Annotated in this window: 17 protein-coding genes; 12 read left to right on the top strand and 5 right to left on the bottom strand. The window is 39.3% G+C overall.

Features of this window, described 5'->3' with window-relative positions:
* Nucleotides 1–81 precede the first annotated feature (81 nt).
* A complete protein-coding gene (locus tag J2X31_RS11030) occupies nt 82–2,505 on the top strand; it encodes a TonB-dependent receptor (RefSeq protein WP_310026752.1) in 2,424 nt (807 codons plus the stop codon).
* Between the two features lie 245 nt (nt 2,506–2,750).
* Here the strand turns inward: J2X31_RS11030 and J2X31_RS11025 are convergent, their stop codons facing one another.
* Nucleotides 2,751–3,644, bottom strand: coding sequence for a carboxypeptidase-like regulatory domain-containing protein (locus J2X31_RS11025; RefSeq protein WP_310026750.1), 894 nt, complete (start codon nt 3,642–3,644; stop codon nt 2,751–2,753).
* Nucleotides 3,645–3,904: 260 nt separating this feature from the next.
* Here J2X31_RS11025 and J2X31_RS11020 point away from each other — a divergent pair, with 260 nt between their 5' ends.
* The 11 genes from J2X31_RS11020 to J2X31_RS10970 all read left to right on the top strand — a co-directional run bounded on the left by J2X31_RS11020 (nt 3,905) and on the right by J2X31_RS10970 (nt 14,151).
* Nucleotides 3,905–4,447 carry a Riean_0653 family protein gene (locus tag J2X31_RS11020; protein ID WP_310026748.1) on the top strand — a complete coding sequence of 181 codons (543 nt, stop codon included), beginning with the start codon at nt 3,905–3,907 and terminating at the stop codon, nt 4,445–4,447.
* A 98-nt stretch (nt 4,448–4,545) separates the two neighbouring features.
* Nucleotides 4,546–5,061 (top strand): Riean_0653 family protein, encoded by a 516-nt coding sequence (locus J2X31_RS11015; RefSeq protein ID WP_310026746.1) that lies wholly within the window; start codon nt 4,546–4,548, stop codon nt 5,059–5,061.
* Nucleotides 5,062–5,072: 11 nt separating this feature from the next.
* Complete coding sequence (locus J2X31_RS11010; protein WP_310026745.1) at nt 5,073–5,597, top strand: Riean_0653 family protein; 525 nt, start codon at nt 5,073–5,075, stop codon at nt 5,595–5,597.
* An 11-nt stretch (nt 5,598–5,608) separates the two neighbouring features.
* A complete protein-coding gene (locus tag J2X31_RS11005; protein WP_310026744.1) occupies nt 5,609–6,133 on the top strand; it encodes a Riean_0653 family protein in 525 nt (174 codons plus the stop codon).
* Between the two features lie 11 nt (nt 6,134–6,144).
* On the top strand, nt 6,145–6,666 hold the full coding sequence (locus tag J2X31_RS11000; protein WP_310026743.1) for a Riean_0653 family protein: 522 nt from the start codon (nt 6,145–6,147) through the stop codon (nt 6,664–6,666).
* 176 nt (nt 6,667–6,842) lie between these two features.
* A complete protein-coding gene (locus J2X31_RS10995; RefSeq protein WP_310026741.1) occupies nt 6,843–7,370 on the top strand; it encodes a Riean_0653 family protein in 528 nt (175 codons plus the stop codon).
* A gap of 177 nt (nt 7,371–7,547) precedes the next feature.
* Nucleotides 7,548–8,075, top strand: coding sequence for a Riean_0653 family protein (locus tag J2X31_RS10990; protein WP_310026740.1), 528 nt, complete (start codon nt 7,548–7,550; stop codon nt 8,073–8,075).
* A 22-nt stretch (nt 8,076–8,097) separates the two neighbouring features.
* A complete protein-coding gene (locus tag J2X31_RS10985) occupies nt 8,098–11,319 on the top strand; it encodes a T9SS type A sorting domain-containing protein (protein ID WP_310026739.1) in 3,222 nt (1,073 codons plus the stop codon).
* Nucleotides 11,320–11,484: 165 nt separating this feature from the next.
* The gene (locus J2X31_RS10980) at nt 11,485–11,751 is read left to right on the top strand and encodes a hypothetical protein (protein ID WP_310026737.1); all 267 of its coding nucleotides are present in this window, start codon (nt 11,485–11,487) and stop codon (nt 11,749–11,751) included.
* Nucleotides 11,752–11,879: 128 nt separating this feature from the next.
* Entirely contained in the window at nt 11,880–12,896 is a 1,017-nt protein-coding gene (locus tag J2X31_RS10975; RefSeq protein WP_310026735.1) for a hypothetical protein, read from the top strand.
* Between the two features lie 25 nt (nt 12,897–12,921).
* A complete protein-coding gene (locus J2X31_RS10970) occupies nt 12,922–14,151 on the top strand; it encodes a WD40/YVTN/BNR-like repeat-containing protein (protein ID WP_310026734.1) in 1,230 nt (409 codons plus the stop codon).
* A gap of 111 nt (nt 14,152–14,262) precedes the next feature.
* On the opposite strand, the gene J2X31_RS10965 is transcribed toward J2X31_RS10970, so the two are convergent.
* The 4 genes from J2X31_RS10965 to J2X31_RS10950 all read right to left on the bottom strand — a co-directional run bounded on the left by J2X31_RS10965 (nt 14,263) and on the right by J2X31_RS10950 (nt 20,574).
* A complete protein-coding gene (locus tag J2X31_RS10965; protein WP_310026733.1) occupies nt 14,263–15,681 on the bottom strand; it encodes a TolC family protein in 1,419 nt (472 codons plus the stop codon).
* 1 nt (nt 15,682) lies between these two features.
* Nucleotides 15,683–18,877, bottom strand: coding sequence for an efflux RND transporter permease subunit (locus J2X31_RS10960; protein WP_310026731.1), 3,195 nt, complete (start codon nt 18,875–18,877; stop codon nt 15,683–15,685).
* A 26-nt stretch (nt 18,878–18,903) separates the two neighbouring features.
* A complete protein-coding gene (locus J2X31_RS10955; protein ID WP_310026728.1) occupies nt 18,904–19,986 on the bottom strand; it encodes an efflux RND transporter periplasmic adaptor subunit in 1,083 nt (360 codons plus the stop codon).
* Between the two features lie 162 nt (nt 19,987–20,148).
* A complete protein-coding gene (locus J2X31_RS10950; protein WP_310026727.1) occupies nt 20,149–20,574 on the bottom strand; it encodes a hypothetical protein in 426 nt (141 codons plus the stop codon).
* Nucleotides 20,575–20,664: the final 90 nt, after the last annotated feature.

The raw sequence follows: 20,664 nt of genomic DNA, 5'->3' as shown, positions 1-20,664 counted from the left end.
CAAAAACGGGAGTCTATTAGAGAACTTGAATGATATTTTCATTGAAGTTAAACATCAATCATCAATCAAAAAACAAACGTTATGAGAATTAAGTTGCTCTTCCTGTTCCTTTTTGGGACACTGTTTTCTATGCATGCCCAAAATGCAGGAACAATTTCAGGAAAAGTTGTGGATCAAAAAAATGCGCCAATTTCTTATGCCACTGTTGCTATAAAAGAAGGCGAAGCGGTTATCACTGGAGGAATTACAGATGATAATGGCGATTTTCAAATTAAAAACCTAGCCTTAAAAAATTATACGGTTGAAGTGCAATTCATCGGATACAACACTTTTAGCACAAAGGCCGATCTGACCAATCAAAAAAGCATTTCCTTTCCTAAAATTACTTTATTAGAAGAAGCTACCCAGCTTCAAGGTGTTGAAATTGTTCAGGAACGTTCGACTGTAGAGCAAAAAATCGACAGAAGGGTGATTAATGTGGGTCGCGATTTGACGACTGCCGGAGCTACTGCATCGGAAATCATGAACAACATTCCATCCGTGAATATAGATCAGGACGGAAAAATCTCCTTGAGAGGAAATCAAAACGTTCGTGTTTTGGTGGACGGACGACCTACGAATGTGGATCCTGCTCAATTGCTGAAACAAATTCCATCAACTTCGATCAAGAAAATCGAACTGATTACCAATCCGAGTGCGAAATACAATCCGGAAGGAATGTCGGGCATCATCAATATTGTCTTGCACAAAAATGCCAATGACGGTTTCAACGGAAGCCTTAATGCTGGAATCACTTTTGGGGAAACGCCAAAATTCAACAACTCGCTAGACATGAACTACCGAACTGGAAAAGTGAATTTTTTCGGGAATGTTGGAAGTAATTTTGGTGAAAATTTCAATGAAGGTTTTATTGAGCGTTTCGACAATAATTCGCAACAAATATTAGATATCGTCAATGATAACGAATCCTATTTGTATAAAATCGGGATGGACTTTTACATCAACGATAAAAACACAGTGTCGTTTTATACCAACCAAAACGGTATAGATGGCGACGGAAATGTGAATACAGACATTCGTTATTTGAACAATGATGAACCAAACGTATTGCAATTGGGTAACTATCTGACCAATAACCGAAGTGGTGCTTATAACTTGGCCTACAAGCATTTGTTTGCAAAAGACGGGCATACCTTGGATTTTGAAGGGAACTTCAACGATTATAAACAAACCCAGAATGCAAATTTTGATACTTCGACTTTTGAAATTGGAAATCCGGGAACTTTAGACGAACGCATTATTTTTAGCGATAAAATCATTGATAAAAGAGAAAACACAACATTGAATTTGGATTATGTGAATCCGTTGAACGAGAAAACAACGCTTGAACTTGGTGCCGAATCCAGAATCGTTAGAAGTTCAAACGATTATACTACTGGAAATCTTCTACTTCCTGTTGAAAATCGTCTTTCAAATTATACGTATGATATTGACATCTATTCGGCTTATGCCACTTTTGGTCAGCGATTTGAAAAGTTCAGCTACCAAGTTGGTGCCCGTTTTGAGAGTTATAAGGCGAAAGCCAATTTAAATAAAGGTCAAACCACTTTCGAAGACGATTACTTGACGCTTTATCCATCGGCTTATTTGACGTATAACTTGAACGAGAAAAACATGTTCCAATTGAGCTACAGCCGTCGTGTTGACCGACCAAGTTTGGAGCAAACGAAACCAATCAGGGAGTTCTCGACGCCTTTGGTTACAGGTTTAGGAAACGCTGAATTGGAACCACAGTTCACGAATTCGGTAGAGGTAAATTATACCAAAATGTTCGGAAAAGGTTCTTCTTTTACTTCTGGAGTTTTCTACCGAGTGATTGACAATGAAATCAATCGTGTCTTGTATAATGACGAAACAACAGAAAACCCTAACGATTTGATCATGAGCTGGGACAATTTCGACAACAATACCGCTTTTGGTTTTGAATTGTCTGCGAATTATAAAATTGCAAAATGGTGGGACATCCAGCCTGCCATCGACTATTCTAATATTTCCCAAAAAGGATTGGTTTCGGTTTTGAGAGAAGGAACGGTAGATGAATTTGATTTCGTAGAAAGAGAAGTTGATGTTGCCGCTTTCAATGCCCGTTTGAACAGTAATTTCAAGGTGAATAAACGCTTGAGCTTCCTTTTGTTCGGATTCTACAGAGGCGGAGTTGACGGAATTCAAAACGACAGCAAAGAAATGTATAAGATTGATGCTGGAGGAAGATATTCGCTTTTAAACAACAAGATGTCGATCAGTATTCGTTTCAACGACATCTTCGACCAGATGAAATATGGTTTTGATTCTAGAAATCCTTATCCGAGCCGTGGACAATTTACTTGGGAAAGCCACTCGGTTTATTTCGGAATCAACTACATGTTTGGTGGCGGAAAAAACAGGGCGTTGCAAAGAAAATACCGCGACGACAACACCAAGCAAGGTGGCGGAGGAATGTTTTAAGGTTATACATTGGAGTTAGTTAAAGAAAACCCCGTCTAGTTTTTTAAACAAGACGGGGTCTTCTTTAAATTCCAAATCACAAATTATAAAATATAAACAAATTCCAATTCTTAAAATCTCAATTTTTCAAACCTTTCCAGACTTCGAAAAGATTTGGAATTTAAAAGATTGATATTTGAAGCTTATTTGCTTTTTGGAATTTTTCTTTTGCTTTTTGGAATTTAAAAACCCCGGCTCTTCCTAAATTACTTTTTCAAAACAACATCCACTTCTGTTCGTTCACCATCATTCACATCCACACGAACCAGCTGTTCCAAAAATCCTTTCTTCTTAAACATAAAATCATACGTTCCAGCCTCCAGCGTCTTGATTCTAAAATGACCTTCAACACCCGTAAAAACCTGAACCTTCGCTTCTGCCGCCTCAATCACCACATTCGCAACAGGATTGCCTGCTTCATCCTTTACTTTCCCCATCACAGATAATTTTCTATAACCCGGATCCGTCAGCAATCGGTTATTTTTGTAGTTGCGATAAAAATCAAAATGATCCGCCCTCACCATCTCAAAAACCTTGTCCATTTTTTTTAGCAACTTGTCCGTGTCAGAAAATAAAACCGCCAATTCCGCCGTAGCATCCTTTTTAGTCACCACCTTCTCCCTCGGTTTCGGAATCACAGCCTTATAGCTTTCAATATCTTTCACCAACGTTTCCAACATCGGTTTCTTCAAACCATAAGCAACCATCTTGTCCAGATACTCAACACCCGCATCATGAATCACCATACACTTATCCCTCAAAACCGTATCCGCACTACGCTCCAAATCCGATTTGCTGTAATCAACCAAATGTTCCAGCTCCTCATTCTCCTCTTCAATCGCAAAAGCCCTAACCTTTCGCGAAACCTCTAAGGCCGACAAAATCAAAGTATCCTTAAGCCGATACTTGTTGGCGGTAGTTCCCTTGCTGTCGCGTTCCTGAATCTCACGTTGCTCCATGATCGCCTCAATCTTTTCATCAAGGGCCTTCTCATAGTCACCAAACTTCGGAATCTTGTCCTTGATTTCCTGTGGTGCATCGTGCAAACCATCAGCCGTTACCAAATAAGAACTTAATTTTGCTTCCTGAATTCTTTCCATAGCATTTTGTTTTTAGAATTGTTTTTATAAATAAATATTTAACTAAACTAAAAAATTATTAAACAAAAAACAAACAAAATACTTTTATATTTTTAAATTATTTATTAAAACACTAATAAATTGACTTAAAAAAACATCAACTACTTAATTTTCAGCCATTAAATGTGATATTCATTTTTAAATAGTTTTCACTTAACATCCAATAATAAAATATTTTCCTACATTTAAAATTCCTAATTTCCTTTACTTAAATATAGTTTATGAAGAAAACAATCCTACTACTACTCCTAGCACTCACCTTCGGATGTGACAAAGACGATGACAACAATCCCGGTAACCCCGTAGACCAGCTACCAACCGCTACACAAACTGGAGCACAAACATTCGGGTGTCTAATTGATGGTAAAGCGTTTGTACCACCAAAATTCGGCAGCAACGCTCCAAATGCTTTTTACCAGTTTGTTGGTGGTGCTTATACTTTAGGTATAAATGCTGCAACTGGTGGTGGAACTGAACTTAAATCAATAAACATTGGATGTCTTGATATGCCTATAATGACAGTAAACAGCTACACTCTAAAGGAGTTTATTTCTGGTAATTATTTTGGAGAATACAGAAAAGCAGCTGGATTTATTTTTGATGGCTCTTCGTTTTCTCAGCAACCTGGCAATCTAGTAATTACAAGATTTGATCCTGTAAATTTTATTATTTCAGGGACTTTTAATTTTAAAGCAAAAGAATTAAGCACAGGTGAGATTATAGAGATTACTGAAGGACGCTTTGATATGCAATACACTAACTGACACTAAAATAGCGAAATACTAATTTTCCCTTACCTTTAATAATAAAAATATTTCCCACATTTACTCAGCCTTAATTTACCTTTACCAAAATTCATACTATGAAAAAAGCCATCCTACTACTTCTACTAGCAATCGCTTTTGGTTGCGACAAAGACGACAATACTACAACACAAGCACTACCTCCAGCAACACAAACAGGTGCAGGAATTTTTGCTTGCAAAGTAAACGGCAAACCTTTTATTGATAAAAGTGGCTCATTTAACTGTTTTTATCAGTTTGTAGATGGTGAATATTATTTTCACATTACTGCCAATGATATAGTTGATGATATCGATGAAATTACACTATATTCAAGTAAGATTCAACTGGAGGAAGGCGGAATGTATGAATTAAAAAACTACGAAGATTTTTCCATATCTGGTTTAGTTTTTATGAAAAATAGCTTTTTAAATGTCAGTACAACTGCACTTCTTCCCGGCACATTAAACATAACAAAGTTAGATTTAGACAACTTTATTGTATCCGGAACATTTAATTTCCAAGTTATAAATCCAATAACAAATCAAACTATCCATATAACAGAAGGAAGATTCGATTCGTTATTTACTCAATAAAACATAATGATATGAAAAAAATAATTTTAATTTTTGCAGTTATACTAACATTTTTTGGTTGCGAAAAAAACGACGACAACAATAACGAAACACTTCCACCAGCAACACAAACAGGAGCTGGGACTTTTGCTTGCTATGTAAACGGTAAACCTTATATTGACAAAAGCGGAGGATGGTTCAATTGCTATTATCAATTTGTGGAGGGGGAATATTATTTTAGTATTGGAGGTGAAGATGAAAATCATAATTTGTTGGATCAAATAGTACTTTCCTCTAATGCTTCTGAAATTGAGAACAACATACAATATCTATTGACCTGCAACGAGCCTGGTAACTATTATGCAGAAGTAGCATTTACAAACCAATTATTAGGAGCGACTACTTGTAGCTCTTCTTTTGGAACTATGACTATCACAAAATTAGACTTTGATAATAACATAGTATCAGGAAATTTCGAATTTGATGTAATTCATCCTAATAGTGGTGAAATTATTCAAATTAGAGATGGAAGATTCGATTCGTTATTTACTCAATAAAACATAATGATATGAAAAAAATAATTTTAATTTTTGCAGTTATACTAACATTTTTTGGTTGCGAAAAAAACGATGACAACAATAACGAAACACTTCCACCAGCAACACAAACAGGAGCTGGGACTTTTGCTTGCTATGTAAACGGCAAAGCATTTATTGATAAAAGTGGCGGTTATTTTAATTGCTTTTATCAGTTGGTGAACGGGGAATATTATTTTGGAATTAGTGGATTAGATGATAATCATAGTATCTTTCGTGCAGTTGCATTGGCTACAAATGCTTCAGAAATCACAAATGACCAACAATATGAGTTGAGTTGTAATGAACCTAACAATCATTATGGCGAAGTAGCATTTACAAGGCAATTATTAGATGCTACAACTTGTAACTCTTCTTTTGGAACTATGACTATCACAAAATTAGACTTTGATAATAACATAGTATCAGGAACTTTCGAATTTGATGTAATTCATCCTAATAGTGGTGAAATTATTCAAATTAGAGATGGAAGATTCGACACGTTATTTACTCAATAAAACATAATGATATGAAAAAAATAATTTTAATTTTTGCAATTCTACTAATAGTATGCGGTTGCAATAACGATGACAACAATAACGAAACACTTCCACCAGCAACACAAACAGGAGCTGGGACTTTTGCTTGCTATGTAAACGGTAAACCTTATATTGACAAAAGTGGCGGATGGTTCAATTGCTATTATCAATTTGTGGATGGTCAGTACTATTTTGCAATTGGAGGTGAAGATAGAAATCATCCTGTTTTTGACTTTATCGCAATAGCCTCAAATTCTTCAGAAATTGAAGGAGGCAAGGAATATCCTCTTTTATGCAATCAGACAAATAACCATTATGCGGAAGTAGCATTTACTAATCAACTATTAACCACGACAACCTGTAATACTAATTACGGCACTCTTGTTATAACAAAATTAGACTTTGACAATAAAATAGTATCAGGAAATTTTGAGTTTGATGTAATTCATCCTAATACCGGTGAAACAATTCAAATCCGAGACGGAAGATTCGATACTTTATTTACACAATAAAAACAACCAAAAACAAAAACATGAAAAAAATCAGTACCTTACTGTGCTCTATGTCCTTATGAACTATAGCCTATAGAATACTTGCATTTACAAAATAATTCCACCATAACCTTTCGATAACTAACTATTTTCCTACATTTACCCGTCCTTTATTTACATTTACCAAAATTCATACTATGAAAAAAGCCATCCTACTACTTCTACTAGCAATCGCTTTTGGTTGCGACAAAGACGACAATACTACAACACAAGCACTACCTCCAGCAACACAATCTGGCAAAGGAACCTTTGCCTGCTATGTAGACGGCAAGCCTTTTATTGACAAAAGCGGCGGATGGTTCAATTGCTTTTATCAGTTTGTAGATGGGGAGTATTTCTTTTCAATTCAGGGAAGAAATGAGAATAACAGCATGCGAACTGTGATTATCGCTACAACTGATAAAACTATTTCCCAAGGAGAAGTTTTACCTTTAGTGGTTAATCAAAACGGTAACGCTTGGGGAGGTGGCAGATTTAATCTTCCGAACAATACTGCAGAAGGCTCTTACACAAACTCGCAATATTCAGGAGAATTAACCATTACCAAACTTGATTATACCAGCCACATAGTTTCTGGAATCTTCTGGTTTGATGTTAAGCATCCAATTTCGGGAGAAACAGTAGAAATCCGCGAAGGTCGCTTTGACACTTTATTTACACAATAAAAAACAACCAAAAACAAAAACATGAAAAAAATCAGTACCTTACTGTGCTCTATGTCCTTATGAGCTATAGCCTATAGAATATTTGCATTTATAAAATAATTTCACCATAACCTTTTGATAACTAACTATTTTCCTACATTTACCCGTCCTTTATTTACATTTACTAAAATTCATACTATGAAAAAAGCCATCCTACTACTTCTACTAGCAATCGCTTTTGGTTGCGACAAAGACGACAATACTACAACACAAGCACTACCTCCAGCAACACAATCTGGCAAAGGAACCTTTGCCTGCTATGTAGACGGCAAGCCTTTTATTGACAAAAGCGGCGGATGGTTCAATTGCTTTTATCAGGTTGTAGATGGGGAGTATTATTTTAGCATAGGAGGTAATAGTGCAAATAATTTACCTCAAAACATATATATCCAAACAGATAAAAAACAAATTTTTGAAGGAGGAAGTTATCAATTATTACAATTATCTGACGGTAATGCATATGCTGGCTGTGGCTTCTCTTATTCAATCACAGAAAATTATCAATCTTACACGAATTCAAATTATTCAGGTGAATTAACCATTACGAAACTCGATTTTACTAATCACATCGTTTCTGGAACCTTCTGGTTTGACATCAAGCACCCGGTTACTGGAGAAACTGTAGAAATAAGGGAAGGAAGATTTGATACTCTATTTACACAATAAAAAAACAACCAAAAACAAAAACATGAAAAAAATCAGTACCCTACTGTGTGTGCTTTATGCTATCTTGGGCCATAGCCAACAGCAAACTAACAGTACCCAAGCTATCATCCGTCCAATTCATATCAACAATGAATGGAAAAATCAGGTCAACCCTATTTTTCAGGGACTAGACAAGACGCGTGTTCCACATGGAATTTTGAACGATTATGCAATGGAGTTTACCAATGTTCCTGCCTATAATGGAACCCTAACCGATAGTACTTTTATAGATCCAAATGTATTGGGGAGTATCTATAAAACGCTGTTTATGGGAAAGGTAACTACCACAACACAATATTTTCCTACTATAGAAAACGTTGCAAACAATTGGGCAACACACCGGAGAAGCTATAATCAAACCGAACAGAGCACACTTGTTCTTGCAGGATTGTTCTACCAGTATTCCCGGATCAATCCGCAATCTTCAAGCAAAATAACAGTCAGCAACAACAAATATTATGATAAATTTGTAAAGAGCGTTTGGCAGAACCCTTACCAAACGATGAGTGCTATTGCCTTCACTCCAGCCATCAACAGCTACAATAAAAAGAGTTTTGGTGTGGTGCTTCCTCAAGATCTGATGTTGAGCAACAGTAGCAACTTGATACAAAAAATAGAGGTCAACCTTAATGACGGTTCAGGATACAAGCTGCTCTCCATCAATCAAAAAATATATGCCAATTATGCACAGAACGGAACCTATAATTGGGTGTTCAAAACTACACTCACCAACGGAACAATTCTGTATTCCCATACCAAGGTTAAAATCGATGCACCTCTTGTGTTACCTCCACCTCAACCCATGGGAACCAACGATTATGCCAACAATGTCTTTGTTCCCCATCCAACCAATCCTCTTTTTGTAGCACAAGCTGGTGCCATACTACGTATCGACTATGCCCCTGCTCATAATGGACAGATTAGAAAGCCGTTTATTGTGGCAGAAGGTTTTGATCCCGGTAGTGTTACGGAACCTGAAACGGAGGGTGGAGAGCGAAGTTTGAACAATTTCCTAAATGATCAAGGAGATTTACCGAATTCTGGAGATCTAAGAGACCTCCTTTTATTTGATAACACCCAAGAATACGACATCATCTATATCGATTGGCAAAACGGCATGCACAACATCAAGCACAACAGCGAGGTGCTCCGCAATGTTATAAAATGGGTAAACGCCAAGAAACTTCAGGCTGGTAGTACCGAACCTAATGTTTTGATAGGACAAAGTATGGGTGGTTTAATAGGTCGTTATACATTAGCCAAAATGGAGAAAGACTATAACGAAGACCATGATGTAAGATTATTCATTGCCCACGATTCTCCAATGCAGGGCGCCAACACACCGGTAAGCACACAATATTTTAGCCGTCATATATACGACGAATATACATCGGCTCCTTTACTGTATGGCTTCATGGAAAATGTAATCCCTTCTATTTTAAATTTTGTTGATTTAATGCTTTCAACGAATCTTGCCGTTAAATTCCCTTCACTTGATGATATACTCACCATACAAGACACACCGGCAGCGATGCAAATGAATTATCATTATGTTGACCTTGCTAGTGACCCTACAACGGCTGTGCATTCGGTTTGGCAAAATGAATTTGATGCCATGGGCTATCCTGAGGAATCAATAAATATCGCGATAAGCAACGGTAATGAATGTGCAGTAGACCATGGCTTTGGTCCGAGAGCTAAATTCATTAGTTTGCATGATACCGATAATCCCGATTTTTTTGGCGACTTGGTGCACATGCTTATAACGCCTATTATTGGTGACCAAATTAATGACTTTTCATTAGCTATACTTGGTACTTTGCCTGGATCTAGCAAATACTTTTACGATTTTGACCTACATGCCAATCCACTTACTTTTGCATCAGAAAGACAAGTGTATGCAGGTAAGGTGAGATATGAAAAAAAATTTCTGTGGATAGTGAAAATGACTCATACAATGATGGAACGAAACAAAACAGTTCCCCTAGGCTATTTACCTTTTGACACTTACTCTGGTGGCTATTATGATATAGGCAATGTTATAGAAGAACTCCCATTTAGTAGTAATGTTGTTGTGAATAGAAGATATGGTTTTATTCCTGTTGTGAGTGCTCTTGATATCAGAAGAAATAATCAGCCAGTACTTGAAGTAGATTATTTAAAAAAATATGCTGCAGGAACAACCCCTGAGCCTGCCTTGACAAGCGGTTTTCATGCTTTTATAGTGGATTATACTGATAACTTCATTAACAATGAACACATTTCATTTCAAGTCCGAAACGGTAATTGGCTCGCCGGACATTTGACCGAAGAATTATCAATACCAACAGATTGTAGTTATATGTGCTCCACTAGAGAACCTAATTGGGCAGATTCTATATGCACTTCACAAATGTTCACAAGCCCTGTAATTATATCAGACGCTACTTATACTTGGAGCATAAGCGAAGGTTACAACTTAGTAATAGGCTCTGCAACCAATCTTCAAAGTTTTACCGTAACTAATAGAAATATTGGTTCTGGATACATTACAATAGACTTATTTGTTACCACACTTGCCTGCGGTACAAAAAATTTCACCAAAAGACTTTGGGTAGGCCTCCCAACCATCCGCCAACCACTGGATTGTGCAACCAATCCACTCAATGATCCAAGCTGTACCCTAACATTATGCAAAAGCAACGAATACTTGGTAAACAACCTCATCCGTATAGAAGCCGTAGGCCTTGCCCAGAACTCTACCTACCTCGATTGGGAGTGGGTCAAGATCTCCAACAACTTCAACTGGAACACGGTTGGAGCCAATGGCAGCATCAGGATACAAACCTCACAAACGGGACCTGTGGTGTTTAAAGTACGTGCCAAAAACGCCTGTGGCTGGACACCGTGGCTTATACAAAATTATACCGTTGTAAACTGCCCTGGACCAATTGCATCCCGAATGGCAAGCGAAACCATCTACACCGTTTACCCCAACCCTGCCACCGATATCGTAAACATTTCCCTGCGGGATCAAAACAACATCCCTTCAACCGATACAGCAGTTTCAGGAGAATTGGTAGACATGAACGGACAAACCAAAACAACCGTTCAAATCAACAACAACCAGGCAACCTTCTCGGTAGCAGGACTGCCAATGGGAATCTACGTCCTCAACATCAACGTAAACGGCCAAATCGAAGGACACCAGATAGCAGTAGAATAAACAGTAAAAGCATTTCATAACAACAAAAAAGGGTTTGGCATCAACGCCAAGCCCTTTTTTATACCCAATCCCAATACAACAACCACACTTACAAATCCACCAAAAATAACTCCCCACTCCAACTAAAAAACCAAAACAAAGGAAATACTCCGATGCAAAAAGGAAATGCGCCGCGAAACAAGGAGCATACTCCGCGACACAAAGGGAACACTCCGAAACACAAAGAAAACGCTCCGTGAAACAAAGAGAACGCTCCGAAGCACAAAGAGAATACTCCGCGACACAAAGAGAATGCTCCGTGGCACAAAGGGAACGCTTCCGGACAAACAGGACAAGCCTTCACACGATTTCAAAATAAAAAAATGCAACACTACATCCTTTAAAACACAACCATCCCCAAAGCATTTCTCAAAATTATCCTCTGGACAATAGTGTGACAGGTCTAAGTATAATAACGACCGGGGCAGTTTTATGAAGTACATTTGCGCGATAATTCCATTCCAGTAACATCCCGTTCACTAAAAAGGGAATGCCAACCTAACCAACTCACAAAACCCATAATGAAAACCACACTAAAAATTAATGCCACAAATGCATCTGAATCAATAAAGAAAAGCATCCCGTTTCCTTTTAGATGCCTTGTCCTTGCAACACTGTTCATGGTTACATTATCATCCTGCAACGATGATGATGTGCAGCAGACACCTCCTGTTTCAATTGATTGCAAGACCCGACCCGACCGTATTTCCTTTGGTGGAGACATAACCGATATCGCTTACAACACCGAGAACCAGCTTATAAAAATAACCAAATCCGATTATAACATAGCCGCTCCGACACAACCACCCGTGATTTCGGAATATACAATAGAGTACAATGCACAGGGAAATGCCAGCAAAGTATCCAAATCCATAGACAATCAGCTGGAATTGTACTACCAGTTGGAATATGACCCAAGCGGTAAGCTAGCAAAACAGTCCGAGTTCAATGCTCAAGGTGCATTGGTTGCCTACACCACGCCGCAATACGATGCCAACAGTGTCTTGACCAACATCACCACACATAAGGAAGGCACATCTATAGAAGTGACAAGCAGCTATCAATATCTGGATGGGAATCTGGTAAAAAAATCCGTTCAGAACCTTTTCGATCTCGATTCGCAAGAATACTATACCGCAGATTACACCTATACCTACTTCCTTGACAAGGAAAACAAAGTAGAACCTTATTTTGAAGGTCCATTGGGATTGCTTTTTATCTCCAATCTGTCCAATCAGGAATCGTTGCAATATCTTCCAAAAAGCCCTATCCATCAGTTGGCATTTGCCCGGGAAACCCCTTCTGAAACAAAGATGCTGAAAAACATTGAAATTATAGCATACCGCTACAGCACCCAAGACACCACCCATATCGACTATTCGTATGACTATGATACGGATGGTTTTCCAACTGTTCAGAGAGGCAACTATGAAAATGTTACCCGCCGTTATGTGCCAACCCCATTTGGAGGCACTGTGCTCCTTGTCACCCCAACCACAAATGCTCTTGAAAGCACTGTGAATTTTTCTTGCAACTAAAACACCTTAAACACAACATCGAATCATGAAAAAACTTATTATTTTATTAGCATTAAGCCTCTCCTTACTTTCCAACGGCCAAACAGGCACGACATGGACAACCGCTAATGCACCATCAAACAACCAATGGAGCAACGTTACCTACGGAAACGGACAATTTGTTGCAGTATCCACAAATGGAACTGCAAACCGAGTAATGACCAGCCCCGACGGAATTATCTGGACTGGGAGGACTTCCGCCGCAGACAACAAATGGAATGCTGTAACGTACGGCAACGGAACATTTGTTGCAATTGCCGGTTATAGTGCAGGAAATGCCAATGCAAATAGGGTGATGACAAGTCCTGACGGGATCACTTGGACAAGCCGCAGCGCAGCGATAAATAATTCGTGGACTTCCATAACCTACGGTAATAATTTATTTGTGGCAGTCGCTTCTTCCGGAACAGGCAGCCGTGTAATGACCAGCCCTGACGGGATCACTTGGACTTCAAGAGTTTCGGCCTCTGATGCTAATTGGAGTTCAGTAACTTTTGGCAACAATTTGTTTGTTGCCGTTGCAGAAACAGGAACTAACAGCGTTATGACCAGTCCTGATGGAATTACTTGGACAAGTCAAACGGCGGCGGCTGACAAAACTTGGCGTTCTGTAGCATTTGGCAATAATTTATTTGTTGCGGTAGCACGCGACAACGGAACTGCCAATAAGATCATGACCAGTCCTGATGGCATTACCTGGACGGCGACTGCATCTCCAAATACAAATCCTTGGAATGCTGTAACATTTGGAAACGGACTGTTTGTTGCAGTCAGTGATGGAGGGACAGTAAATCAGGTGATGAAAAGCACCGACGGAATCACCTGGACCAATTCGCTAGCTTATTCGAGAATGTGGAAGTCGGTCATCTATGGCAACGGAATATTTGTAGCTGTAGGACAAAACAGCATCCCAACTCCAAGCTCCGTTATGTATTCGGGAAGTTTTCTAACCCAAGATGATTTCAACAAGGAAAAAGTTTTAATTTACCCAAATCCGGCATCTGATCGTTTGTTTATAAAGATACCAAGTTCTGCAACTGGAGAAAATGCTAAAGCAAAAATGTATGATCTTCAAGGAAGGCTTGTTAGGGAATTTAAGATAACGGATGAACACTTCAGCATTGATCTTGGCGGTCTTTCCTCGGCGATTTATATTCTTAATGTAGCGTATGGAAATGTAAATATGACAGAGAAGATTATAGTCACTAATAAATAATGCTTCAGGAGTACTATAGCCTTTATTGAAGTTTAGCAGTACACTTTTCAGGATAAAACAAAAAAATCCCTTTCGTTTGAAAGGGATTTTTGCATTTAAATAGTCAGCATATTACTTCCAACCACCACCCAAGGCATGATAGATGTTCACCATCGTGTTCATCTGTTGCAATTTTGTTTCCACCAAATCAAACTTTGATTCGAGTGCATCGCGTTGCGTTAACAGCACTTCCATATAATCTGCCCGAGCCGATTGAAAAAGGTCGTTTGAGATCGAAACTGAGATATTTAGGGCTTCCACCTGTTTGGATTTTAAATTATAAGCCTTTGCCACATTATCAATCTTCGCCAACTGATTGGCCACTTCGATATAGGCATTCAAGATGGTTTTTTCATAATTATAAACTGCCTGGATCTGCTTGGCATTCGCCGAATAATAACTAGACTTGATGGCATTCCGGTTGATGAGTGGTGCGATCAAATCTCCCGTAAGGGAATACAGCAACGACTCCGGTGTCTTGAACAAGTATTTAGAATCAAAAGCCTGCAAGCCAATACCTGCCGAAATTCCCAGCGAAGGATAGAATCTAGCCTTTACAACTTTTATATCCAGTTTGGCAGCGGCCAAATCCATTTCGGCCTGCTTCACATCGGGACGGTTTTCAAGCAACTGGGCAGGAATACCGGAACTGATGGCATTCGGAACCAGGTCGGTAAAGTTTTCGGTGCTTCTTTTAACATGTTGCGGAAACCTTCCCACCAAGAAATTGATCTTGTTTTCGGTTTCTACAATCTGCTGCTGGATATTGAACTCCAGACTTTTCGTATTATATACCTGTGCCTCAAAACGTTTTACAGCAAGTTCGGTTACTCTTGTGGCTTCCTTTTGAAACCTTACAATCTTGAGGGCATTGTCCTGAAGATCGATGTTCTGCTTCACGATGGCCAACTGGCTGTCTAAGGCCAACAATTCATAATAGGAATTGGCAATTTCGGCAATAAGATTTGTAACCATAAAGTTCTTGCCTTCTACAGTAGCAAGATATTTGCTAACGGAGGCTTTCTTGGCGTTGTGCAACTTGTTCCAGATGTCCAATTCCCAAGTAGCATAGGCTTTCAAGCCATAATCCTGAAGTGGTTCTGGCGTTTCAATTCCGGGTTTGATTTCGGTATTCGCATCATTGGCACCTTGGCTGGTGTAGCGTCCTACCTTCTCTACTCCTGCTCCACCTTTCAGTCCTACGAAAGGAAGGTATTCTCCTTTTCTAGCCCGAATTTCGTTTTTGGCAATGTCGATTTCTTGCAAGGTGATGTTAAGCTCTTGATTGTTGGATAAAGCCGTATCGATGAGCGAATCGAGATAGACATCCTTGAAATACTCCTTCCATTTGAAGGTGGCGGTGTTCAAAGTATCCTTTGAGTTGCTATAACTCAAAGGCACTTCTTTATTCTCTGTTTTTTGAACCAATGACGGAGTTTTGCATGCCGTGAGATTCAAAGTCAGACTTACTAGCAGTATATATTTAAACATATTATTCATGTTCGTTTGTGTTTTCAAAATTATCTATTTGATGTACGAATCCTTCTGACAAAGAACCCTCTTCCTCTCCTTTGATGAGCTTTCGACCATCGGCCAACGAGCCAAAAATAAAGTACAATCCCGGCACGATGATGACCCCAAAGATGGTTCCGAAAAGCATACCTCCAAGTGCCGAAGCTCCAATGGTTCGGTTACCGATGGCTCCTGCTCCAGTGGCAACAATCAACGGAATCAATCCGGCAATAAAGGCAAAAGAAGTCATCAAAATAGGGCGAAAACGCACTTTTGCTCCTTCAATGGCGGCTTCCAGAATAGAAAACCCTTGCTGTCGTTTGAGAACAGCAAACTCAACAATCAATACGGCATTCTTACCGAGCAATCCAACGAGCATGATGAGTCCGATTTGGGCATAGATGTCGTTTTGAAGTCCCATCATCTGCAACAAGACAAACGATCCGAAAACCCCAACCGGCAATGAAAATACCACAGCCAACGGAATGATAAAACTTTCATATTGGGCGGCCAAGACAAAATAGACGAACACTAAAACAATCAGGAAAACGTATAGCGACTCGTTACCTCGGCCTGCTTCATCATAAGACAAACCTTCCCAGGCAATGTCATAACCTTTTGGCAGAGATTCACTGGCAACTTCTTTTATCGCTTTGATGGCATCTGCAGTCGTATAGCCTTTTGCAGGAGCACCTTGGATCGCGGCGGAATTGTACATGTTGTAGCGTGTTACTTCATTAGGCCCTTGTGTTTTCTTCAAAGTCATAAAGGCAGAATACGGAACCATTTCGCCTTGGTCGTTTTTCACATAAAGGTTCAAGATGTCCGACGGCAGCCTTCTGAATTTCGGGTCGGATTGTACATATACTTTAAAGAAACGTCCAAACTTGATAAAGCCTTGTTCATAGGTGCTTCCGATCAAGATGTTGAGGTTTTCCATCGCATTACCAATAGAAACCCCTTTTTGCATGGCAAGTTCGTTGTTGATTTCCAATTCGTATTGAGGATAATCGGCGGCAAAGAAACTGAACAATCCTGAAAGTTCTTTACGTTTGCCCAAATCAGTCATAAACTGCTTGTTGATTTTATCAAAATCCTGATAATCGGTTTCGGTATTCTTGTCGAGCAATCGCATCGAGAAACCTCCAGCCGAACCAAATCCGGGAATTGCAGGTGGTTCAAAGAATTCTACCACGGCTCCAAGTCCCTGTGATTTTTCTTCGAGTTCCTCCATGATTTCCTTAACGGTATGCTCTCTGTCCGACCATTTCTTTAAGTTGATTAGACAGGTTCCTGCATTAGAACCACGACCCTCTGTCATGATTTCATATCCTGCTAGAGACGAAACCGATTCTACTCCATCGATCTTCTCGCATATTTTTTGCAGTTTTTGCGATACTTGGTTGGTGCGTTCCAATGTTGCTCCTGGAGGCGTTTGGATGATGGCATAAATGGTTCCCTGATCCTCACTCGGAATAAATCCGGAAGGCAGGATTTGGTTTTCAAAAAAGATACCGGCACAGAAAGCCAAAAGGATTCCGAAAGTAAGCCATCTTCTGCTGACAATCTTTTTTAGGAGTATTACATATTTGCCTGTTAATCGGTCAAACATTCTATTGAAGGCATCCAAACTTTTGGTCAGCAGATTACCTTTCTTTGGTTTTCCGTGGTTGTTTTTTAATAACATCGCACACAAAACTGGTGTCAACGTCAAGGCAATCAAAGCTGAAATTACGATGGAACTTGCCATCGTGATGGAAAATTGCCTGTAAAAAGTTCCTACAGGTCCCGTCATAAAAGAGATGGGAAGGAATACCGAAACCATAACCGCTGTGATGGCAATGATGGCGCCACTGATTTCACCTAATACTTTTTTAACCGCGTTGTAAGGCGAGATGTGCGGAAACTCCTCGAACTTGGCATGGACTGCCTCGACCACGACTATGGCATCATCGACCACGATACCAATTGCCAATACCAAGGCAAACAGCGTTACTAGATTGATGGAAAGTCCAAAGAATTGAATGACAAAAAAGGCACCGATAAGCGAAACGGGAACGGCTAAAATTGGAATCAATGTTGAACGCCAATCACCCAAAAAGATGAACACCACCAAGGCTACCAAGATGAAGGCATCCCGCAAGGTATCGATTACCTGATCGATGGAAGCATCCAAGAATTGCGAAACGTCGTAGCTGATTTTATAATCCATTCCAGGTGGGAAAGTTTCCTTCATTTCTTCCAGTTTGACCTTTACGCTTTCGATCACATCGCTTGCATTACTGCCATAATTTTGTTTCAAAACAATCGCTGCCGAAGGATGTCCGTCGAGGTTGGAATAGATGTCGAAAAATTCACTTCCTAGTTCTACTTTCCCGATGTCTTTCAGATGGATGCTCTGTCCTTTTGAATTCGCCCTGATGATCACATTTTCATATTCTTCGGGTTTGTTGAACCTTCCTTTATACGTCAGCACATATTCTAGCGATTGGGCGGCAATACCCGAACTCTGTCCGATTCTTCCCGGACGACCGATGATACTCTGTTCGCCCAAAGCTTTCATGACTTCATCAACAGAAATATTATAGGCCCTCATTCGGTCTGGATTCAACCAAACCCGCATGGCATAGGTTCTACTTCCTAAGATTTGAGACCTTGCCACACCTTTGATTCGGCTGATTTCTGGAATCATCTTCACACTTGCATAATTGTAGAGGAATTTCTCATCCATACTTTTATCCTTGGCATAAAGATTCACGTACATCAACATACTGGGTTGGATTGGCGTAATGACAACGCCTTCTCGTTGCACCAGTTCGGGCAAGAGTGGCATTACCTGATCTACCCTTGTCTTGACACGAATAACCGCTTCGTTGGGGTCGGTTCCGGGCTCGAATATGATTCTCAAAGTTGCTTCTCCTGCACTTGTGGCATCGGTGGCGATGTAGCGCATTCCTTCTACTCCATTGATGGAATTTTCGAGTGTGATAAGGGTTGATTTGACCAAAACATCGGCACTGGCACCCGGATAGGCTATGAAGATATTCACCGTTGTAGGTGCAATCGGTGGAAACTGCGAGATAGGCAGTTGCTTGATGGCCAAGGAGCCAACAAAAACGATGATGATGGATATCACGATCGCAAAAACGGGTCTGTGTATAAACTTGCTAAACATGGTTTTCTTTTTTTAAGGAAATGCGATTACTCAGCATAAAGTTCCAAATTAGACAACACGGTTTGAGGAGCTATGAGTTTATATTTGATCTTGTCGTGTTCTTTAACCAATCGCAAACCTTCGAGAAGAATCTTGTCACCTTCAGAAAGGCCTGATTTTATGGCAAAAATGTGAGGCATTTCAGCTTCAATCGTAACCTGACGTGATTGTATGGTGTTGTTTTTATCGACTACAAAAACATATTTCTTGTCCAATACCTCAAACGTTGCTTTCTGCGGAATCAATAAAGTGTTTTTCAAAGGCAAGGTCACATGAACATTTCCGGTTTCGCCATGACGCAACAAACCTTTCGGGTTTGGAAATGTAGCCCTGAACTGGATGTTTCCATTTTCGCTGTTGAAGTCGGCCTCGATGGTTTCTACAATTCCAGAATTTTCAAAATATTGATTATTGGCCATTAGCAATTTCACAACAGGTTTGGAATCGCTTTTTTGGTTCTGCCTGAAATCCAAATATTCGGCTTCGGGAACATTATAATAGACCCACATTTTGCTGTTGTCGGAAAGATTGGTCAGCAAATCGCCTTCTTCAACAAGGCTCCCCAATCGAACATTGAAGCGATCGACAATACCATCAAACGGAGCTCTCACCTGTGTGAATTCGAGATGTACTTGTGTCAGCGATAATTCGGCTTTCGCCTTATCCAATTTGGCTTTTGCCATTGCCAGCTCGTTTGGAGCAACAACATTATTCTCGGCCAATTTTTTAGTGTTATTGTATTCGATTTCGGTAAAACTGGCTTCGGCTTTGGCCTTTTCCATTTCGGCTTCATATAATTTTGGCATAATTTGAAAAAGGAGCTGTCCTTGCTTTACAAATTGTCCTTCATCTACAAAAATCTTTTGCAGATAACCACGCTCCAAAGCCCTCAATTCAATGTGACGGCTGGCTTGAATTTGCGACACATAATCCTTGGTGACAACGGTATCTTTCCTGATTGGATTGGTCACTAAAAATTGTTCTTCTTTTTCCTTTTCTTTATGCTCGGTCTTGCAACTTGCATTTAACAGCAAGGCACAAAGGCTCATCAACATGAGTATTCTTTTCATAATTCTTATGATTTTAAACGATATATTTTTTAAATTTTTGGGAAAGATGTACGACGAAAGTCCTACACCAATAAATCCGCTTGACGAATGCAAACCGATTTAGGGCATCGAAAAATAGCCGAACAAAGGTTCAGTATTTTACTTTGCGTGAAGAAAGGGAAATCAAATCCGGAAAGTACAGAATAGGATTTGAATAGTGTTAGAAGAAAAATAAACGAAATAATTCCTTGACGAAATTTCTTTTTTAGGCGTAAGCTGAAGAGCTACAACTTGTTCTGAATAAAGAACTTTAGGGAATGTTGCAACACTTGTTGCTTTTTTTGTAGTAATGGATTCTTCCTCCTCTACTTTTTCGTTATCGGTGGCATAAACCGTTCTGTAGTTGGACTCAAAAGTAGTGTGAACGGAAGTAAAGATAAAATGCTGAGGAATCAATAAAGCGTGAGAATAATTATACTCGGCTACCGTATCTGAAGTATCGGTTGCAATCATTTCAAAATTGTTAGCTGTGTTGGCCGAAAGCTTCACACATCCCAACAAGAAAAATACGAAAAAAGAAAGCAACTGTTTCATTAATGATTTGTCCATTCGCTGACAAAATTACATCATTTCTTTTTTACTTTAACCTATCGCCTAATTTAATAAAATGTTAAATTAAAAGTATTCAAAAATTATTTA

This window comes from Flavobacterium arsenatis (assembly GCF_031456785.1).
Lineage (GTDB): Bacteria > Bacteroidota > Bacteroidia > Flavobacteriales > Flavobacteriaceae > Flavobacterium > Flavobacterium arsenatis.
Note: the sequence above shows the minus strand (reverse complement) of the source record. Positions and strands in the feature narration are given on the sequence as shown.